We start from the raw sequence: 13,371 nt of genomic DNA, 5'->3' as shown, positions 1-13,371 counted from the left end.
CCCGGCCCGGCCCAGGAGCTCAGCGCACCCAGGCCGCCGGCCGCTTCTCCAGGAACGACCGCATCCCCTCCTGCGCCTCCGCCGACCCGAACAGCCGCGCCGACAGCTGCACCAGCTCGTCCGCGTCCCGCGCGAAGGAGCGCGCCACCTCGGCGTTGGCCAGCCGCTTGGACTCCGCCAGCCCCTGCGGCGAGCCCTGGCGCAGCGCGTCCAGCAGCCCCTTCACCAGCACCCCGGTGGACTCGCTGGACTCGGCCGCCTGGGTGATCAGACCGATCCGGGCCGCCTCGGCGGCGTCGAAGACCTCGCCGGTCAGGTAGTAGCGGGAGGCGGCGCGCGGCTCCAGCTTGGGGCGCAGCGGCAGCGAGATGACGGCGGGCGCCAGGCCGAGCCGGACCTCGGTGAAGGCGAAGGTCGCGGCCGGTCCGGCGACGGCGAGGTCCGCCGCGCCGATCAGGCCGAGGCCGCCGGCCCGGGCGTGCCCGTCGACCACGGCGATGACCGGCTTGGTGCAGTCCACGATCGCCTTCTGCAGCTCGACCAGGCCGCGCGGGCCCACCGTCGGGTCCGCGCCGGTCGCCTCGGAGAGGTCCGCGCCCGCACGACTCTGGCACGCCCACCCGCCCCGCGGCCAGAGCCGACCGGCACCCCTCGGCCCGAGCCGACCGTCACCCTCCGGCCGCCGGGTCGAAAACCGCTGGTGGCAGCCCCGGTCCGCCCGTCAGCATGGGCCCATGACCACCGACCCCCCGGTCCTGCTGCTCGCCCCGCGCATCAACGAGACCGGCCTCCAGCTGCGCACCGCCGCCGGGCTGCGCGGCCTGCGCGCGTGCACCGCCGCCTCCTGGCGGGCGCCGCGCGAGCTGCTCGGCGCCGCGGTGCACGTGTACGGCGGGCCGCTGTTCGCGGACGCGGTCGGCCGGGAGCTCGGCCTCGCCCTGCTGGAGCCCGCCGAGGACTGGCTCGCCCGACTGCCGCTCGCGCTGACCGGCCGACGGGTCTGCGCGACCACGCTGGCCGAGGCCCGTGCGCTGGGCGGCCCGGCCTTCGTGAAACCGCCCGCGGACAAGCTGTTCGCCGCCCGGGTCTACCCCGACGGCAGCGCGCTGCCCGGGCCCGGGCTGCTGGACGGGGACACCCCGGTGCTGGTGAGCGAGGTCGTACGATTCCGCACGGAGTACCGGCTGTTCGTCCTGGACGGCGCGGCGCGGACGGGCTCGCGCTACGCGCGGGACGGTGACCTGGCCGTCGCACCGCTCGGGGCGGACGGCCCCGAGGTGCTGGCCTTCGCCCGCGACGTGCTGGCCGCCTCGGCCTCGCACGCCCCGCTGCCGAGCGCGGTGGTGGTGGACGTCGGCCGGACGGACCGGGGCTGGGCGGTGGTGGAGGCCAACGCCGCCTGGGCCAGCGGGGGTTACGCCGCCGACCCGGGCGAGGTCCTGGACGTGGTGCTGCGCTCCTCCGGCCCCGCTGCCCAACTGCCGTGCACCGACCGGGCGTTCCTGCGCGAGCTGCCCGAAGTGGTGCGCTGACCGGCGGGTTGACCGGGGGCGGCCGCTTGCGGTCCCGGCCTGCGGTGGCGCACGATCGGGCACCATGACCACCACGCACCTCACCCACATCACCCAGCCGCCGGGCGTCTTCCCCGCGAAGGGCTACACCCACGTCGTCACCGGCACCGGCCGACTGGTCCAGGTCTCCGGGCAGGTCGCCTTCGACGAGCACGGGGACCTGGTCGGCGCGGGTGACCCGAAGGCCCAGGCGCGTCAGATCTTCGAGAACCTGCGCCGCTGCCTGGCCGCCGCCGGCGCGGACTTCTCGGACGTCGTCAAGTTCACCTTCTTCATGACCGACATCGCCCACCTCGCGGCGATCCGGGACGCCCGGAACGAGTACCTGGGCGACCTGCCGCTCCCGGCGGCCTCGGCGATGCAGGTCGCGGCGCTGTTCCGGCCCGACGTGCTGATCGAGATCGAGGCGACGGCGGTCGTCCCGGAGTAACGCCCGTACGCCCCCTCGCACCAGAGCTCCTCACCCCAGAGCTCCTCACCCCAGAGCTCCTCGCTCCGGCCCCCTCAGGCCGCCCGCAGCCGCGCCTCCCGCCGTCCGGCCCACCGGACGGCGGGCCCCATCGCCAGGCCCGCCGCCAGCAGCGCCGCGCCCAGCACCGCCCACCCGGCCACCCCGTACCCGATCACCGCGGTGCTGACCACCGCCGGTCCGGCCATCATCGCGGCCGCCGAGCCCGCGTTGAACACCCCCTGGTAGGCGCCGTGTTCGTGCTCGCCCGCGAGGTCGTAGCTCAGCGCCCAGCCGCCCGCCTGTCCCATCACCTCGGCGAGCGACTGCAACCCGATCCCGACCAGTGCCACGGCGGCGGCGAGGATCCCGGGCAGGCCGTGCGCCATGGCGATGACCAGGCAGGAGGCGGCCAGCACCAGCCCGGCGCGCCGGCAGGCCCGGGCGGCGGCCGTCCGCTCCTCGGTGCCCCGGGTGGCCCGCACCTGGAGGGCGATCACCATCAGGGTGTTGACGATGAAAGCGCCGGCGACGGTGATCCGCGGCGCGTCGGTCTGCTGGACGATCCACAGCGGGACGCCGACCTCCAGGACGGCGAACTGCAGCCCGAGGACGGAACACAGCGCGGTCACCACCAGGAACGGACCGTCGCGCAGCGCCGGGTTGCGCCGCCGACCCTGCCCGACGCTCTGCCCGACGCCCGCCCCGCCCGAGGCCGAGGCGGCAACCGGTGCGGAGGCACCCGGCCCCGCGCCCGCCTCCGCCGGCAGCCGGTACATCAGCAGCGCGACGGCCACGTACGAGACGGCGTCGGCCAGGATCGCCGCCAGGTAGACCGGCCGGGTGTCGAACTGGAGCGCGATCGCGCCGAGGCCGGTCCCCAGGCAGATGCCGATGTTGGTCACCACCCGCAGGTACGCCCGACCGGCCACCCGGCGGTCGGCGGGCAGCACCTGGGCGTACAGCGCGTTCCGCACCGCGGCCGCGCCGCGGTCCACCGCGGAGACGGCGCAGGCCAGGGCCACGAACGCGGCGTAGCCGTGCACCAGCGCGTACCCGGCCGTGCCCACGGCCTCGATCGAGACCAGCACGACCAGGACCCGCCGGGCGCCCCAGCGGTCGGCGGCCCGGCCGGCCGGCACGCTGGCGGCGACCCCGCACAGACCGGCGGCCGTCATCCCGAACCCCAGCTGGGCCGCGCTCAGTCCGAGCACCCGGGTGAAGAACAGCACCGCGACGGCCAGCGAGAGGCCGTTGCCCACCGTGTTGACCAGGGTGATCCCGGCCAGTCGACGGACCGTCGGATCGGGGTGGAGGCGGCGCCGGAGGGCCCCGGGCAGGCGGCCGTTCGGCTGGTGCGCGGGCACGCCGAAGGCTGGTGCGGAGGACTCCGCCGGTGTGGTGGTCATGCCGAGGATTCCACCGTCGGGCGGGCCGCACCCGACACTCCTTTAGGCTCTGGCTAAAAGCTCGACGACCGGCAGCCGACGGGAGGACCCCGGTGCACCGCTTCACCCTCCGGCTGGCCGACCTCGCCAGCACCTGGTTCGCCTACTCCCCGATCCTGGAGGCCGTGCTCAGCCTGCGGATGTGGACCCACCCGGGCCGGTACCGGCTCCAGAGCCCGGCCTTCGAGCGGCTGGGCCCCTCGTTCGCGCGCCTGGACTCCCGGCTGCTGCTCTCCCTGGTCGCCGAGAACCGCTGGGTCCCCGACTTCCTGACCCCCCGACCGTCCTCCCCCGCACCGGAGTTCCGCACCCAGCTCGCCACCGTCCGCGCCCTCCCGCCGGAGCAGCTGCGCGGCGAACTGGAGCTGACCTTCCGGCCGCACGGGCAGCCGCTGCCCGCCCTGCTCGACGCCGGACTGGCGGATCCGGCCCGGCTGTTGAGCCGGATCTGCGACTCCCTGGAGGAGTACTGGGAGGCGTGCCTCGCACCCGCCTGGTGGCCGCAGGCCCGCGCGGTCCTGGAGGCCGACCTGGTGTACCGGGCCCGGGTGCTGGCCCAGCACGGCGCGACGGCGCTGTTCACCGACCTCGACCACCGTCTGGAGTGGGCGGACGGCGCGCTGTCGATCAACCGGCACTGGACGGACGGGGACGTGGAGACCGCCGTGGACGGGCGCGGACTGGTGCTCAGCCCGACCTTCTTCGTCCGGGGCGCGATCACCATGATCGACAGCACCCGCGCCCCGCAGATCTGCTACCCGGCGCGCGGCCAGGCCGCCATGGCCGGCCAGGGCCCGCCGGTGCCGCCGCGCGCGCTGGAGGCCCTGGTCGGCGCACCGAAGGCCCGGCTGCTCGGCCTGCTCGCCGAGCCGGCCTCCACCACCGAGCTCGCCTACCGCCTGGGCGTCACCCCGGGGGCGGTCAGCCAGCACCTGTCCGTGCTGGCCGCCACCGGTCTGGTCAGCCGGGCCCGGCACGGCCGTTCGGTGCTCTACCGGCGCAGCGCGCTCGGGGACGAGCTCTCCGGCGGCCGGTGAGCGCCCCGCCGGCCCGCCGACCGGCCGCCCGGCCACCCCGCCACCCCGCCACCCCGCCACCCGGCGACCTCCCCAACTCCCCATTGGTACATACCTGTTGACGCATTGGTCCAGTCCTCCTACAGTGCCCATGCCCCCGCCCCCCACGGCGCGGGCACCGGTCGCCCACGGATCACCCCGGTTCTACGTCACCCTGTCCAACCCCCACAGCCACAGGGAGAACCATGTCCGCTCGATCCCGGGCGGGACGCCCCCGCATGCGCAGCAGACTGCTGGCACTGCTGTCCGTCCTGCTCCTCCCACTCGCCGTCCTGACCGCACTCGCCGCCCCCGCGCTCGCGGCGGGCAAGCTCACCGCCACCTTCACCACCGCCGACAACGGCTCCTGGTGGCAGGGCACGTACATCGTCCACAACGACAACGCCACCGCCGTCACCGGCTGGACCCTGGATTTCGACCTGCCCACCGGCGTCACCCTGGGCAACACCAGCAACGGCACCGCGACCGTCAACGGCCGGCACGTCACCGCCACCGCCGCCTACTACAACGCGACCGTCAACGCCCACAGCACCACCGAGCCGTACAGCTTCTGGTTCGTCGGCACCGGCCCGGTCTCCACCCCGCTCAACTGCCGCATCAACGGCGACAAGTGCGACGGCTCCGCCGACGTCCCGCCCTCCGCGCCGGGCACCCCCACCGTCACCGGGTCGACCGCGCACACCCTCGCCCTGAGCTGGCCGGCTGCCACCGGCGGCGACTTCCCGGTCGCCTCCTACGACGTGCTGAACGGCGCCACCGTGCTCGCCTCCGGCCCGACCGCCAACGCCCTGGTCACCGGGCTCACCCCGGCCACCTCGTACACCCTGACCGTCCGGGCCAAGGACAGCCGCGGCAACACCGGCCCGCTCAGCGCCCCCGTGACCGCCAGCACCTTCGACCCGTCCACGGACACCGTCCCGCCGACCGCGCCCACCGACCTCCGTGCCACGTCGGTCGGTTCCTCCGACGTGACGCTCGCCTGGAACGCCGCCACCGACAACGTCCGGGTCGCCGCGTACGACGTCTACCAGGGCGCCACCCTGGTGACGACGGTCGACGGCGGCACGCTGACCGCGTCCGTCGGCAGCCTCTCGCCGTCCACCGCCTACACCTTCACGGTGAAGGCCCGCGACCCCGCCGACAACGCCTCACCCGCCTCCGCGCCGCTCGCCGTGACCACCGCGGACATCGTCGGCGCCGGCAAGTACGCCCGGGTCGGCTACTTCGTCCAGTGGGGCATCTACGGCCGCCAGTACTTCGTCAAGAACCTCGACACCTCGGGCAGCGCGGCCAAGCTCGACATCGTCAACTACGCCTTCGAGAACATCGATCCGGTCAACCTGACCTGCCTCGCGGGCGTCACCAAGGGCACCACCGCCAACCCGGAGGACCCGGACCAGGGCACCGGCGCCGGTGACGCCGACGCCGACTACGCCCGCCCGATGAGCGCCGACCAGTCGGTGGACGGCGTGGCCGACGACGGCTGGGGCAAACTCCGGGGCAACTTCAACCAGTTGAAGAAGCTCAAGGCCAAGTACCCGAACCTCAAGGTGGTCGTCTCGCTCGGCGGCTGGACGTACTCCAAGTACTTCTCCGACGTCGCCGCCACCGACGCGTCCCGGCAGAAGTTCGTCAAGTCCTGCGTGGACACCTGGATCAAGGGCAACCTGCCCGCCTACAACGGCGCCGGCGGTGACGGCGTGGCCGCCGGGATCTTCGACGGCATCGACCTCGACTGGGAGTGGCCCGGCTCCGGCGACGGCCACCCGGGCAACCACTGGAGCGCGAACGACAAGACCGACCTGACCCTGCTGGCCGCCGAGTTCCGCAAGCAGCTCGACGCGCTGGGCGGCCCGCACAAGCTGCTCACCGCCTTCACCCCGGCCGACCCGGCCAAGGTCGCGGCCGGCTGGAACCTCGGCAAGGTCTTCACCTCGCTCGACATCGCCAACGTCCAGGGCTACGACTTCCACGGCTCGGGCAGCGACAACTCCTGGGAGCCCAACCGCACCGGCCAGGCCTCCAACCTCTACCCCGACCCGAACGACCCCTACGCCTTCCACTTCAGCGTGGACAGCGCCGTCCAGACCTACCTCGCCGCCGGGGTCAACCCGCGCAAACTGACCATCGGCTTCCCGTTCTACGGGCGCGGCTGGCAGGGCGTGGCGGACGGCGGCGCCCACGGCGTCTGGCAGTCCGCGAACGGCGCGGCGCCCGGCCAGTTCGCCGAGGAGGCCGGCACCCGCGGGTACCAGAACCTGGTCACCGGCGTGCCGGGCCTCACCGTCTACCACGATCCCAAGTCCGTGGCCACGTACGGCTACACGGGCGCGAACGGGCAGTGGTGGACCTTCGACGACGCCTGGTCGATCGCCCAGAAGACGGCCTACCTCAAATCGAAGAACCTGCTCGGCGGCATGATCTGGGAGATGTCCGGCGACACCCCGGCGGGCAGCCTGATGTCCGCCCTCGACACCGGGCTCAAGTAGCCGGGCTCACCTAGCCGACCGTCCCCGCACCACGGGCCGGATCCCGCTACCGGGCGGCCATCGCCATCAGCTTGCGCGCCGCCCGGTTCTGCCGCAGCAGCTGCGCGAAGGTGGTGTGCCCCTGGGTGGTCCGGGCGAACGCCCGCCACGCCGCCGGCACCGTGGTGACCGCCGTGTGGAACAGGTACGGCCGCCGCTCGAAGGCGCTCAGCAGCTGCTTGCCCGCGCGCATCTCCACGCCCAGCCCGGCCTTGATCGCGAACGCGTAGTTCAGCGCCTCGCGCCGCACCGTGCCCGCGTCGCCCGCCTCCGCGATCCGCACCGCCCACTCCCCGGCCAGCCGGCCGGAGCGCAGCGCGTACGAGATGCCCTCGCGGGTCCACGGCTCCAGCAGTCCGGCCGCGTCCCCGGCCACCAGGACCCGGCCGCGGGAGAGCGGCGAGTCCTCGGCCCGGCAGCGGGTCAGGTGCCCGGACTCGACCCGCGGCGGGAAGCCGGACAGGCCCAGGCGCCGGATGTAGTCGGCGAGGTACTGCTTGGTCCGCTCGCCGTCGCCGCGCGCCGAGATGACGCCCACGGTCAGGCTGCTGGTCTCGGTCTTCGGGAACACCCAGCCGTAACTGCCGGGCAGCGGGCCCCAGTCGAGGTGGATCCGGCCCGACCAGTCGGCGGCCACCTGCGGCGGGACGGGGATCTCGGCCTCCAGGCCGAGGTCGATCTGGTCGAAGGTGACGCCCACGTGCCGGGCGATCCGGCTGGCGCTGCCGTCCGCGCCGACCACCGCCCGGGCCTCGAAGGTGCGCCCGTCGGCGGCCGTGACCACGGCCGTGCGGTGCTCGCCGCCGCGCTGCTCGACCCCGGTGACGGTCACTCCGGTGACCAGCACCGCCCCGGCCTGCTTGGCGGACTGGACCAGCCGCAGGTCGAACTCGTCCCGGTTGACCAGCCCGAACAGCATCCGCTTGGACCGCCGGGTCCGGGTGTACTGCCCGTCGTAGGCGAAGGTGACGGCCGACACCCGGTCCTGCAGCGGCAGTTCGAAGTTCTGCGGCAGGCTGTCCCGGGACGGGCCGATGATGCCGCCACCGCAGGTCTTGTAGCGGGGGTGCTCGGCCTTGTCGAGCAGCAGCACCCGGCGGCCCTGCGCGGCGGCGGCGTGCGCGGCCGAGGCCCCGGCCGGTCCGGCGCCGACCACCACGACGTCCCAGACGCCGTCGGGCGGCTGCGGCGCCTCGTCGAGCGCCCCGTCGAGCGGGACGCCGAGCGCCTCGTCCGACGGGCCGTCCGGCGGGCTGTCGATCGGGCTACGGGAATCAGGGCTTCCGGAGTCAGTCACGTCGACCAATCCTATGCGTCCGCCCGGCCTTCCGGACGCCGCACCACCCCCCGACGGGGAAGCTCCCCGAAGCCCCCCGGACGGCTCCGCCTATGATCGGCGGTACCCCAACCGACCCCCTCCGCCCGCACCACCCTCCGGGCGGACCCGTCCCCTTCGGAGCCCCGATGTCACAGCCCCTGGCCGACGCCGTCCGGTCCCTGATGGACCGTGCCCGCACCGACCTCGCCGAGCTGGTCGCCTTCCAGTCGGTCGCCGACCCGCGCCAGTTCCCGGTCGAGGAGTGCCAGAAGGCCGCGCACTGGGTCGCCGAGGCCTTCGCCGCCGAGGGCCTGACCGGCATCCGGCTGCTGGACACCCCGGACGGCACCCAGTCCGTCTACGGCGAGCTGCCCGGCCCCGAGGGCGCCCCGACCGTCCTGCTCTACTCGCACTACGACGTGCAGCCCCCGCTCGACGAGAGCGGCTGGGACAGCCCGGCCTTCGAGCTGACCGAGCGCGACGGCCGCTGGTACGGGCGCGGCGCCGCCGACTGCAAGGGCAACATCCTGATGCACCTGACCGCCCTGCGGGCGCTGCGCCAGGTGTACGGCGACGACTACCCGGTCGGCCTGAAGATCATCGTGGAGGGCTCGGAGGAGCAGGGCACCGGCGGCCTGGAGCGCTACGCCGAGGCCCACCCCGGGCTGCTGGCCGCCGACGCCATCGTGATCGGCGACACCGGCAACTTCGCCCCCGGCCTGCCGACCGTGACCGCCTCGCTGCGCGGCATGACGGTGGTCGAGGCCTCGGTCACCACCCTGGCCGGCAACCTGCACTCCGGTGCCTTCGGCGGCGCCGCCCCCGACGCGCTGCAGTCGCTGATCAAGGTGCTCGCCTCGCTGCACGACGAGAACGGCGACGTCGCGGTCGCCGGGCTGGCCGCCGACCAGACCTGGGAGGGCGTGCAGTACCCGGAGGAGCAGTTCCGCGCCGACGCCAAGGTGCTCGACGGCGTCGCCCTGACCGGCACCGGCAGCATCTCCGACCGCCTGTGGGCCCGCCCGTCCGTCACCGTCCTGGGCATCGACGCCCCGCCGGTGATCGGCGCCACCTCCTCGGTGCAGGCCGCCGCCAAGGCGCTGATCTCCCTGCGCGTCCCGCCGGGCACCGACACCGGGGCCGCCCAGGACGCCCTGGTGGCCCACCTGGAGGCGCGGGTCCCGCTCGGAGCCCGGCTGACCCTCCAGCGCCACGGCAACGGCGCGCCGTTCCGCGCCGACACCACCGGCCCGGCCTACGAGGCGATGGGCGAGGCGATGGCCGAGGCCTTCGGCACCGCGATGGTCGCGGCCGGCGAGGGCGGCTCGATCCCGCTCTGCAACACCCTGCGCTCGCTCTACCCGCAGGCCGAGATCGTGCTGGTCGGCGTCGAGGACCCGACCACCCAGATCCACGCCGTCAACGAGAGCGTCGACCCGCAGGAGCTGGAGCGGATGGCCCTCACCGAGGCACTCTTCCTCCGCCGCTACGCGGAACTGCGCACCGTCTGACGGGAGTTCGCACCGGTCCCGGGCCGCCCGCCACGCCACCGGCGGGCGGCCGCGACCACCGCCGCGTAGCCGACCGCACCCACCGCGAGCCCGGCACCGGCCCCGAAGCACACCTCCGGGACGAGGTTGCGGCGCAGCGGGCCGATCCGGTGCAGCACCCCGGCCACGGTCGCCGCGGCCAGCACAGCGGTGGCCGTCCGCCGGGTCCGCGGCGCGAGCCGCACGGCCGGGGCCACCGGTTCGACGGCCCGCACCGCGCGCGCCGCCCAGCCGCCCAGCGCGGCCAGCGCGAGCGCCGAACTCCCGTACTGCAGCACCTCGTAGACCGGGACCCCGGCCACCGTCCGGTCCAGTACGGGCAGCAGCCGCACGCCCAGCCGGCCGCCGTGGGTGAACGCGTCCCAGCCGACGTGGGTGGCCGCGCCGACCGCCGCCGAGACCACGAACCAGGCCGCGTCCGCGCCCAGGCCCCCGGCACCGCCGCAGCCGCCGGTACCGCCCGCACCGGCCGCCGCGGCCCGGCGGACCGTCAACGCCTCGGCGCCGCCCGCCCACCGTTCGGGCAGCAGGCCCACCAGCGGCGCCCGCAGCAGCCCGTGCCACCCCGCCACCAGCACGCCGGCGATCGCCACGTCCAGCGTCGGCACCGCCCACCAGGCGTGGGTCAGCCCGCCGTGCCCGTACACCCCGGGCAGCAGCGACTCGGCGAAGAACGGCACGTCGGGCGCCATCGACCCGGCCACCAGCGCCGAGGCCACCAGCGGCCCGCGCTCCCCGGCGTGACGCAGCAGGGGCAGGACGGCGGCGGGATGGCTCAGGGTGAACGGCATGCCCCCATCCTGACCCCCGCACCGGCCCCGCCACCAACCGGGGCGCGCCGCCGACCGGGGCCGCGCCGCCGACCGGCACCCGGGCCCGCCCTCCCCCGGTCCTATGCGGCGTCCGCCGTGCTGGCCAGGCGGCCGAGCGCCACCCGGCACCCCGCCTCCAGGTAGCGCAGCTCCCCGCTGCGCCGGGCGTCCAGCGCGGCGGCCAGGCGCCGGTAGCGGCTCGGCGGCAGCAGCTCGGCCGACTCGTCCAGGGTGACGAACCGGCAGCCGCGCAGCTCCTCCTGTTGCAGCAGCAGGTTCTGCCGGCCCGCGTCGTCGAGCAGGCCGCCGTCGTACATCAGCCGCAGGCCGCCGCGGCGCGGGCCGGTGCGCGGTTCCCAGTCGACGGCGAGCAGCCGCAGCACCGAGGGGTCCAGGCGCAGTCCGAGCTCCTCGGCGGTCTCGCGCAGGGCGGCGTCGGTGGGGGCCTCGCCGCGTTCGACCACGCCGCCGGGGAAGTCCCAGTCGGGCTTGTAGACCGGGTCGACGAGCAGCACCCGGTCCTGCTCGTCGAAGAACAGCACGGCCGAGGCCACGGTGTCGCCGGTCGGCTCGGGGGCCTGGGCGATCGGGCAGCGCGCGGCGCCGACCCGGACGAGTTCGGCGATCCGGTGCGCGGTCTCGCGCGGGGTGAGCGCGCCGCTGTCGATCATCCGGGCGTCGCCGACCAGCCAGCGGCGGGCCGCCCGGTAGTGCGGCAGGTGCTCCAGGCACCAGGTGCGGACCCGCTCGCTGCGCTCCGGGTCGCCCGGGCATTCCTCGCGCTGGGCTATGCGGTTTCGCAGGATCGTTTCTTCTGGATCCAGGACGAAGTGGTGCACCGTGATCCCGTGCGCGGCGAGATCACCGAAGATCTCGTCCCGGTAGTCCTCTCTGAGCAGGGTCATCGGCACCACCAACGGCCCGCCCACCTCGCCGAGCAGCGCGGCGGCCGTCTCGGGCACCAGCCGACGCCAGGCCGCGAGGTCCTGGAAGTCGGACACCGTGGCCAGCCGGTCGGCCGGAAGCATCCGGCGCAGTCCGAAGCCGACCAGCTCGGGATCGAAGAGCACGCTCCCGGGCAGCAGTTCCACCAGCTCGCGGCAGGCGCTCGTCTTGCCCGCCCCGAATGTGCCATTGACCCAGACGATCACAACGTCCCCTGCCCTCGACTTGCCCCGATGCCGTTCGCACCGGGCAGCGCCCCCGTCGGCCGAACCAGCGCCACCCGTGGTGGTACCCGCGCCACGCCGCTCCCCAAAACTGCTCGCCGCGCCCGCCCGCGCGCCCCGGCCCGCCCCTTGACAGCGGCATGTGCCCAGGCCACGGGCCCGGTACGGATAAATGCGGACCGGCCGCCATCAAAGCCGCACCCCGCCGCCACACCGTTCGCACCGGAAGTCGGACCGGCCGACTTCCGGTGCGCGCCCCGACCGTACGCCGCTCGCGCCCTCCCTGCGCCCTCCCACTCCCCCGCCCGGCACCCTCACCGCCCCGCGCCCGCCCCGCCCGGCGCCTTCACGCGCACCGCTTGCGCGGGCCGCGCCCCGCCGCGTACAGAGGAACGATGAAGCTGCTCCCCGCCGGCCGGGTCGTCGTCATCGGCTCGGTCAACACCGACCGGATCCTGCGCTGCCCCGTGCTCCCCGCGCCCGGCGAGACCGTCCTGGCCACCGACGCCACCCGGGGCTTCGGTGGCAAGGGCGCCAACCAGGCGGTGACCGCGGCCCGGATGGGGGCCGCCACCCACCTGGTGGCCAAGGTCGGACGCGACGCCGAGGGCGAGGCGGCGCTAGCCGACCTGCGCGGCGCGAACGTGGAGACGGGCGCCGTCCACACCCACCCCGACGCGCCCACCGGCCAGGCGATCGTGCTGGTCGACCCCGCCGGGGAGAACAGCATCGTGGTCGTGCCCGGCGCGAACGCCCACCTGACCGCGGACGAGGTCGGCACGGCCCTGGCCCGGCTCCACCTGCTCCCGGTCGACGTCGTCCTCACCAGCAACGAGGTCCCCGCGGCGTGCGTCCGCGCCGTCGCCGCGGCCCTGCCCGCCGCGGGCCCGCGCGGCGGCACCCGCTGGCTGCACGACACCGCCCCGGCCGGTGCGCTGCCCGACCCCGGGCCCACCGGACGCCGCCCGCTGGTGGTCGCCAACGCCGTCGAGGCCCGGCAGCTCACGGGCGCCGCGGACGCCGAGGCGGCGGCCCGCGCGCTGGCCCGGCAGGGCGAGGGGGCGGTGGTCACCCTCGGCGGCGCGGGCGCCCTGGTCGCCGTCGGCGGAGCACTGACCCGGCTGCCCGCGCCCACCGTCCGGGTGGTCGACACCACGGGGGCCGGCGACGTCTTCTGCGGCGCGCTCGCCGCCGGTCTCGCCCGGCTGGCCGACCTGCCCGCCGCGGCCGCCACCGCCGTCGCCGCCGGGGCCTTCGCCGTCACCGCGCCCGGCGCCCGCGGCGCCCTCCCCCGCCCGGCCGACCTCTGACCGCGCGTCGGCAGGACCGCACCGCCGCCCGGGCCAGGGACAGCCAGGTCACCGGGGCGCGGGTGGGGGGGGGAGCCCCGACACCCACCGGCCACCCAACCACCCACGGAAAGAGAACGCCAAAAAAACGGTGGGGGTGAG

Annotated in this window: 10 protein-coding genes and 1 pseudogene; 6 read left to right on the top strand and 5 right to left on the bottom strand. The window is 75.3% G+C overall.

Features of this window, described 5'->3' with window-relative positions; translation table 11 throughout:
• Positions 1-19: 19 nt before the first annotated feature.
• Positions 20-601: pseudogene (locus tag ACFWXO_RS23035) on the bottom strand (enoyl-CoA hydratase-related protein); the annotation flags it as partial.
• Positions 602-734: 133 nt separating this feature from the next.
• Between ACFWXO_RS23035 and ACFWXO_RS23030 the strand changes: the two are divergent.
• Both ACFWXO_RS23030 and ACFWXO_RS23025 read left to right on the top strand, forming a co-directional pair.
• Complete coding sequence (locus ACFWXO_RS23030; RefSeq protein WP_380525605.1) at positions 735-1,532, top strand: ATP-grasp domain-containing protein; 798 nt, start codon at positions 735-737, stop codon at positions 1,530-1,532.
• 64 nt (positions 1,533-1,596) lie between these two features.
• Complete coding sequence (locus tag ACFWXO_RS23025; protein ID WP_375892389.1) at positions 1,597-2,001, top strand: RidA family protein; 405 nt, start codon at positions 1,597-1,599, stop codon at positions 1,999-2,001.
• A 74-nt stretch (positions 2,002-2,075) separates the two neighbouring features.
• Here ACFWXO_RS23025 and ACFWXO_RS23020 read toward each other — a convergent pair whose 3' ends face one another.
• Positions 2,076-3,428, bottom strand: coding sequence for an MFS transporter (locus tag ACFWXO_RS23020; RefSeq protein WP_380525604.1), 1,353 nt, complete (start codon positions 3,426-3,428; stop codon positions 2,076-2,078).
• A 92-nt stretch (positions 3,429-3,520) separates the two neighbouring features.
• On the opposite strand from ACFWXO_RS23020, the gene ACFWXO_RS23015 reads away from it, so the two are divergent.
• Positions 3,521-4,504: an ArsR/SmtB family transcription factor gene (locus ACFWXO_RS23015; RefSeq protein ID WP_375892392.1), complete on the top strand. Its 984-nt coding sequence runs from the start codon at positions 3,521-3,523 to the stop codon at positions 4,502-4,504.
• A 257-nt stretch (positions 4,505-4,761) separates the two neighbouring features.
• Complete coding sequence (locus tag ACFWXO_RS23010) at positions 4,762-7,032, top strand: glycosyl hydrolase family 18 protein (protein ID WP_380525603.1); 2,271 nt, start codon at positions 4,762-4,764, stop codon at positions 7,030-7,032.
• A 46-nt stretch (positions 7,033-7,078) separates the two neighbouring features.
• On the opposite strand, the gene ACFWXO_RS23005 is transcribed toward ACFWXO_RS23010, so the two are convergent.
• Positions 7,079-8,368 carry a geranylgeranyl reductase family protein gene (locus ACFWXO_RS23005; RefSeq protein ID WP_380525602.1) on the bottom strand — a complete coding sequence of 430 codons (1,290 nt, stop codon included), beginning with the start codon at positions 8,366-8,368 and terminating at the stop codon, positions 7,079-7,081.
• 167 nt (positions 8,369-8,535) lie between these two features.
• On the opposite strand from ACFWXO_RS23005, the gene ACFWXO_RS23000 reads away from it, so the two are divergent.
• On the top strand, positions 8,536-9,900 hold the full coding sequence (locus tag ACFWXO_RS23000; protein WP_380525601.1) for a dipeptidase: 1,365 nt from the start codon (positions 8,536-8,538) through the stop codon (positions 9,898-9,900).
• Here ACFWXO_RS23000 and ACFWXO_RS22995 read toward each other — a convergent pair.
• Together ACFWXO_RS22995 and ACFWXO_RS22990 are read right to left on the bottom strand one after the other, a co-directional pair.
• Positions 9,876-10,730: a DUF4184 family protein gene (locus ACFWXO_RS22995; RefSeq protein ID WP_380525600.1), complete on the bottom strand. Its 855-nt coding sequence runs from the start codon at positions 10,728-10,730 to the stop codon at positions 9,876-9,878. The two genes, ACFWXO_RS23000 and ACFWXO_RS22995, sit on opposite strands and share 25 nt — an antisense overlap.
• A 101-nt stretch (positions 10,731-10,831) precedes the next feature.
• Entirely contained in the window at positions 10,832-11,902 is a 1,071-nt protein-coding gene (locus ACFWXO_RS22990) for an NUDIX domain-containing protein (RefSeq protein WP_380525599.1), read from the bottom strand.
• Positions 11,903-12,315: 413 nt separating this feature from the next.
• On the opposite strand from ACFWXO_RS22990, the gene ACFWXO_RS22985 reads away from it, so the two are divergent.
• Positions 12,316-13,230 (top strand): PfkB family carbohydrate kinase, encoded by a 915-nt coding sequence (locus ACFWXO_RS22985; RefSeq protein ID WP_380525598.1) that lies wholly within the window; start codon positions 12,316-12,318, stop codon positions 13,228-13,230.
• Positions 13,231-13,371: the final 141 nt, after the last annotated feature.

This window comes from Kitasatospora sp. NPDC059088, from assembly GCF_042738155.1.
Classification (GTDB): domain Bacteria; phylum Actinomycetota; class Actinomycetes; order Streptomycetales; family Streptomycetaceae; genus Kitasatospora.
The sequence above is the reverse complement of the archived record's forward strand: the minus strand, read 5'-3'. Positions and strand labels throughout refer to the sequence as shown.

What these genes read in the sequence shown, in the direction of transcription:
- ACFWXO_RS23030 (WP_380525605.1), top strand. Translation starts at nt 735, where the DNA reads ATGACCACCGACCCCCCGGTCCTGCTGCTCGCCCCGCGCATCAACGAG.
- ACFWXO_RS23025 (WP_375892389.1), top strand. Translation starts at nt 1,597, where the DNA reads ATGACCACCACGCACCTCACCCACATCACCCAGCCGCCGGGCGTCTTC.
- ACFWXO_RS23020 (WP_380525604.1), bottom strand. Translation starts at nt 3,428, where the DNA reads ATGACCACCACACCGGCGGAGTCCTCCGCACCAGCCTTCGGCGTGCCC.
- ACFWXO_RS23010 (WP_380525603.1), top strand. Translation starts at nt 4,762, where the DNA reads ATGCGCAGCAGACTGCTGGCACTGCTGTCCGTCCTGCTCCTCCCACTC.
- ACFWXO_RS23000 (WP_380525601.1), top strand. Translation starts at nt 8,536, where the DNA reads ATGTCACAGCCCCTGGCCGACGCCGTCCGGTCCCTGATGGACCGTGCC.
- ACFWXO_RS22995 (WP_380525600.1), bottom strand. Translation starts at nt 10,730, where the DNA reads ATGCCGTTCACCCTGAGCCATCCCGCCGCCGTCCTGCCCCTGCTGCGT.
- ACFWXO_RS22985 (WP_380525598.1), top strand. Translation starts at nt 12,316, where the DNA reads ATGAAGCTGCTCCCCGCCGGCCGGGTCGTCGTCATCGGCTCGGTCAAC.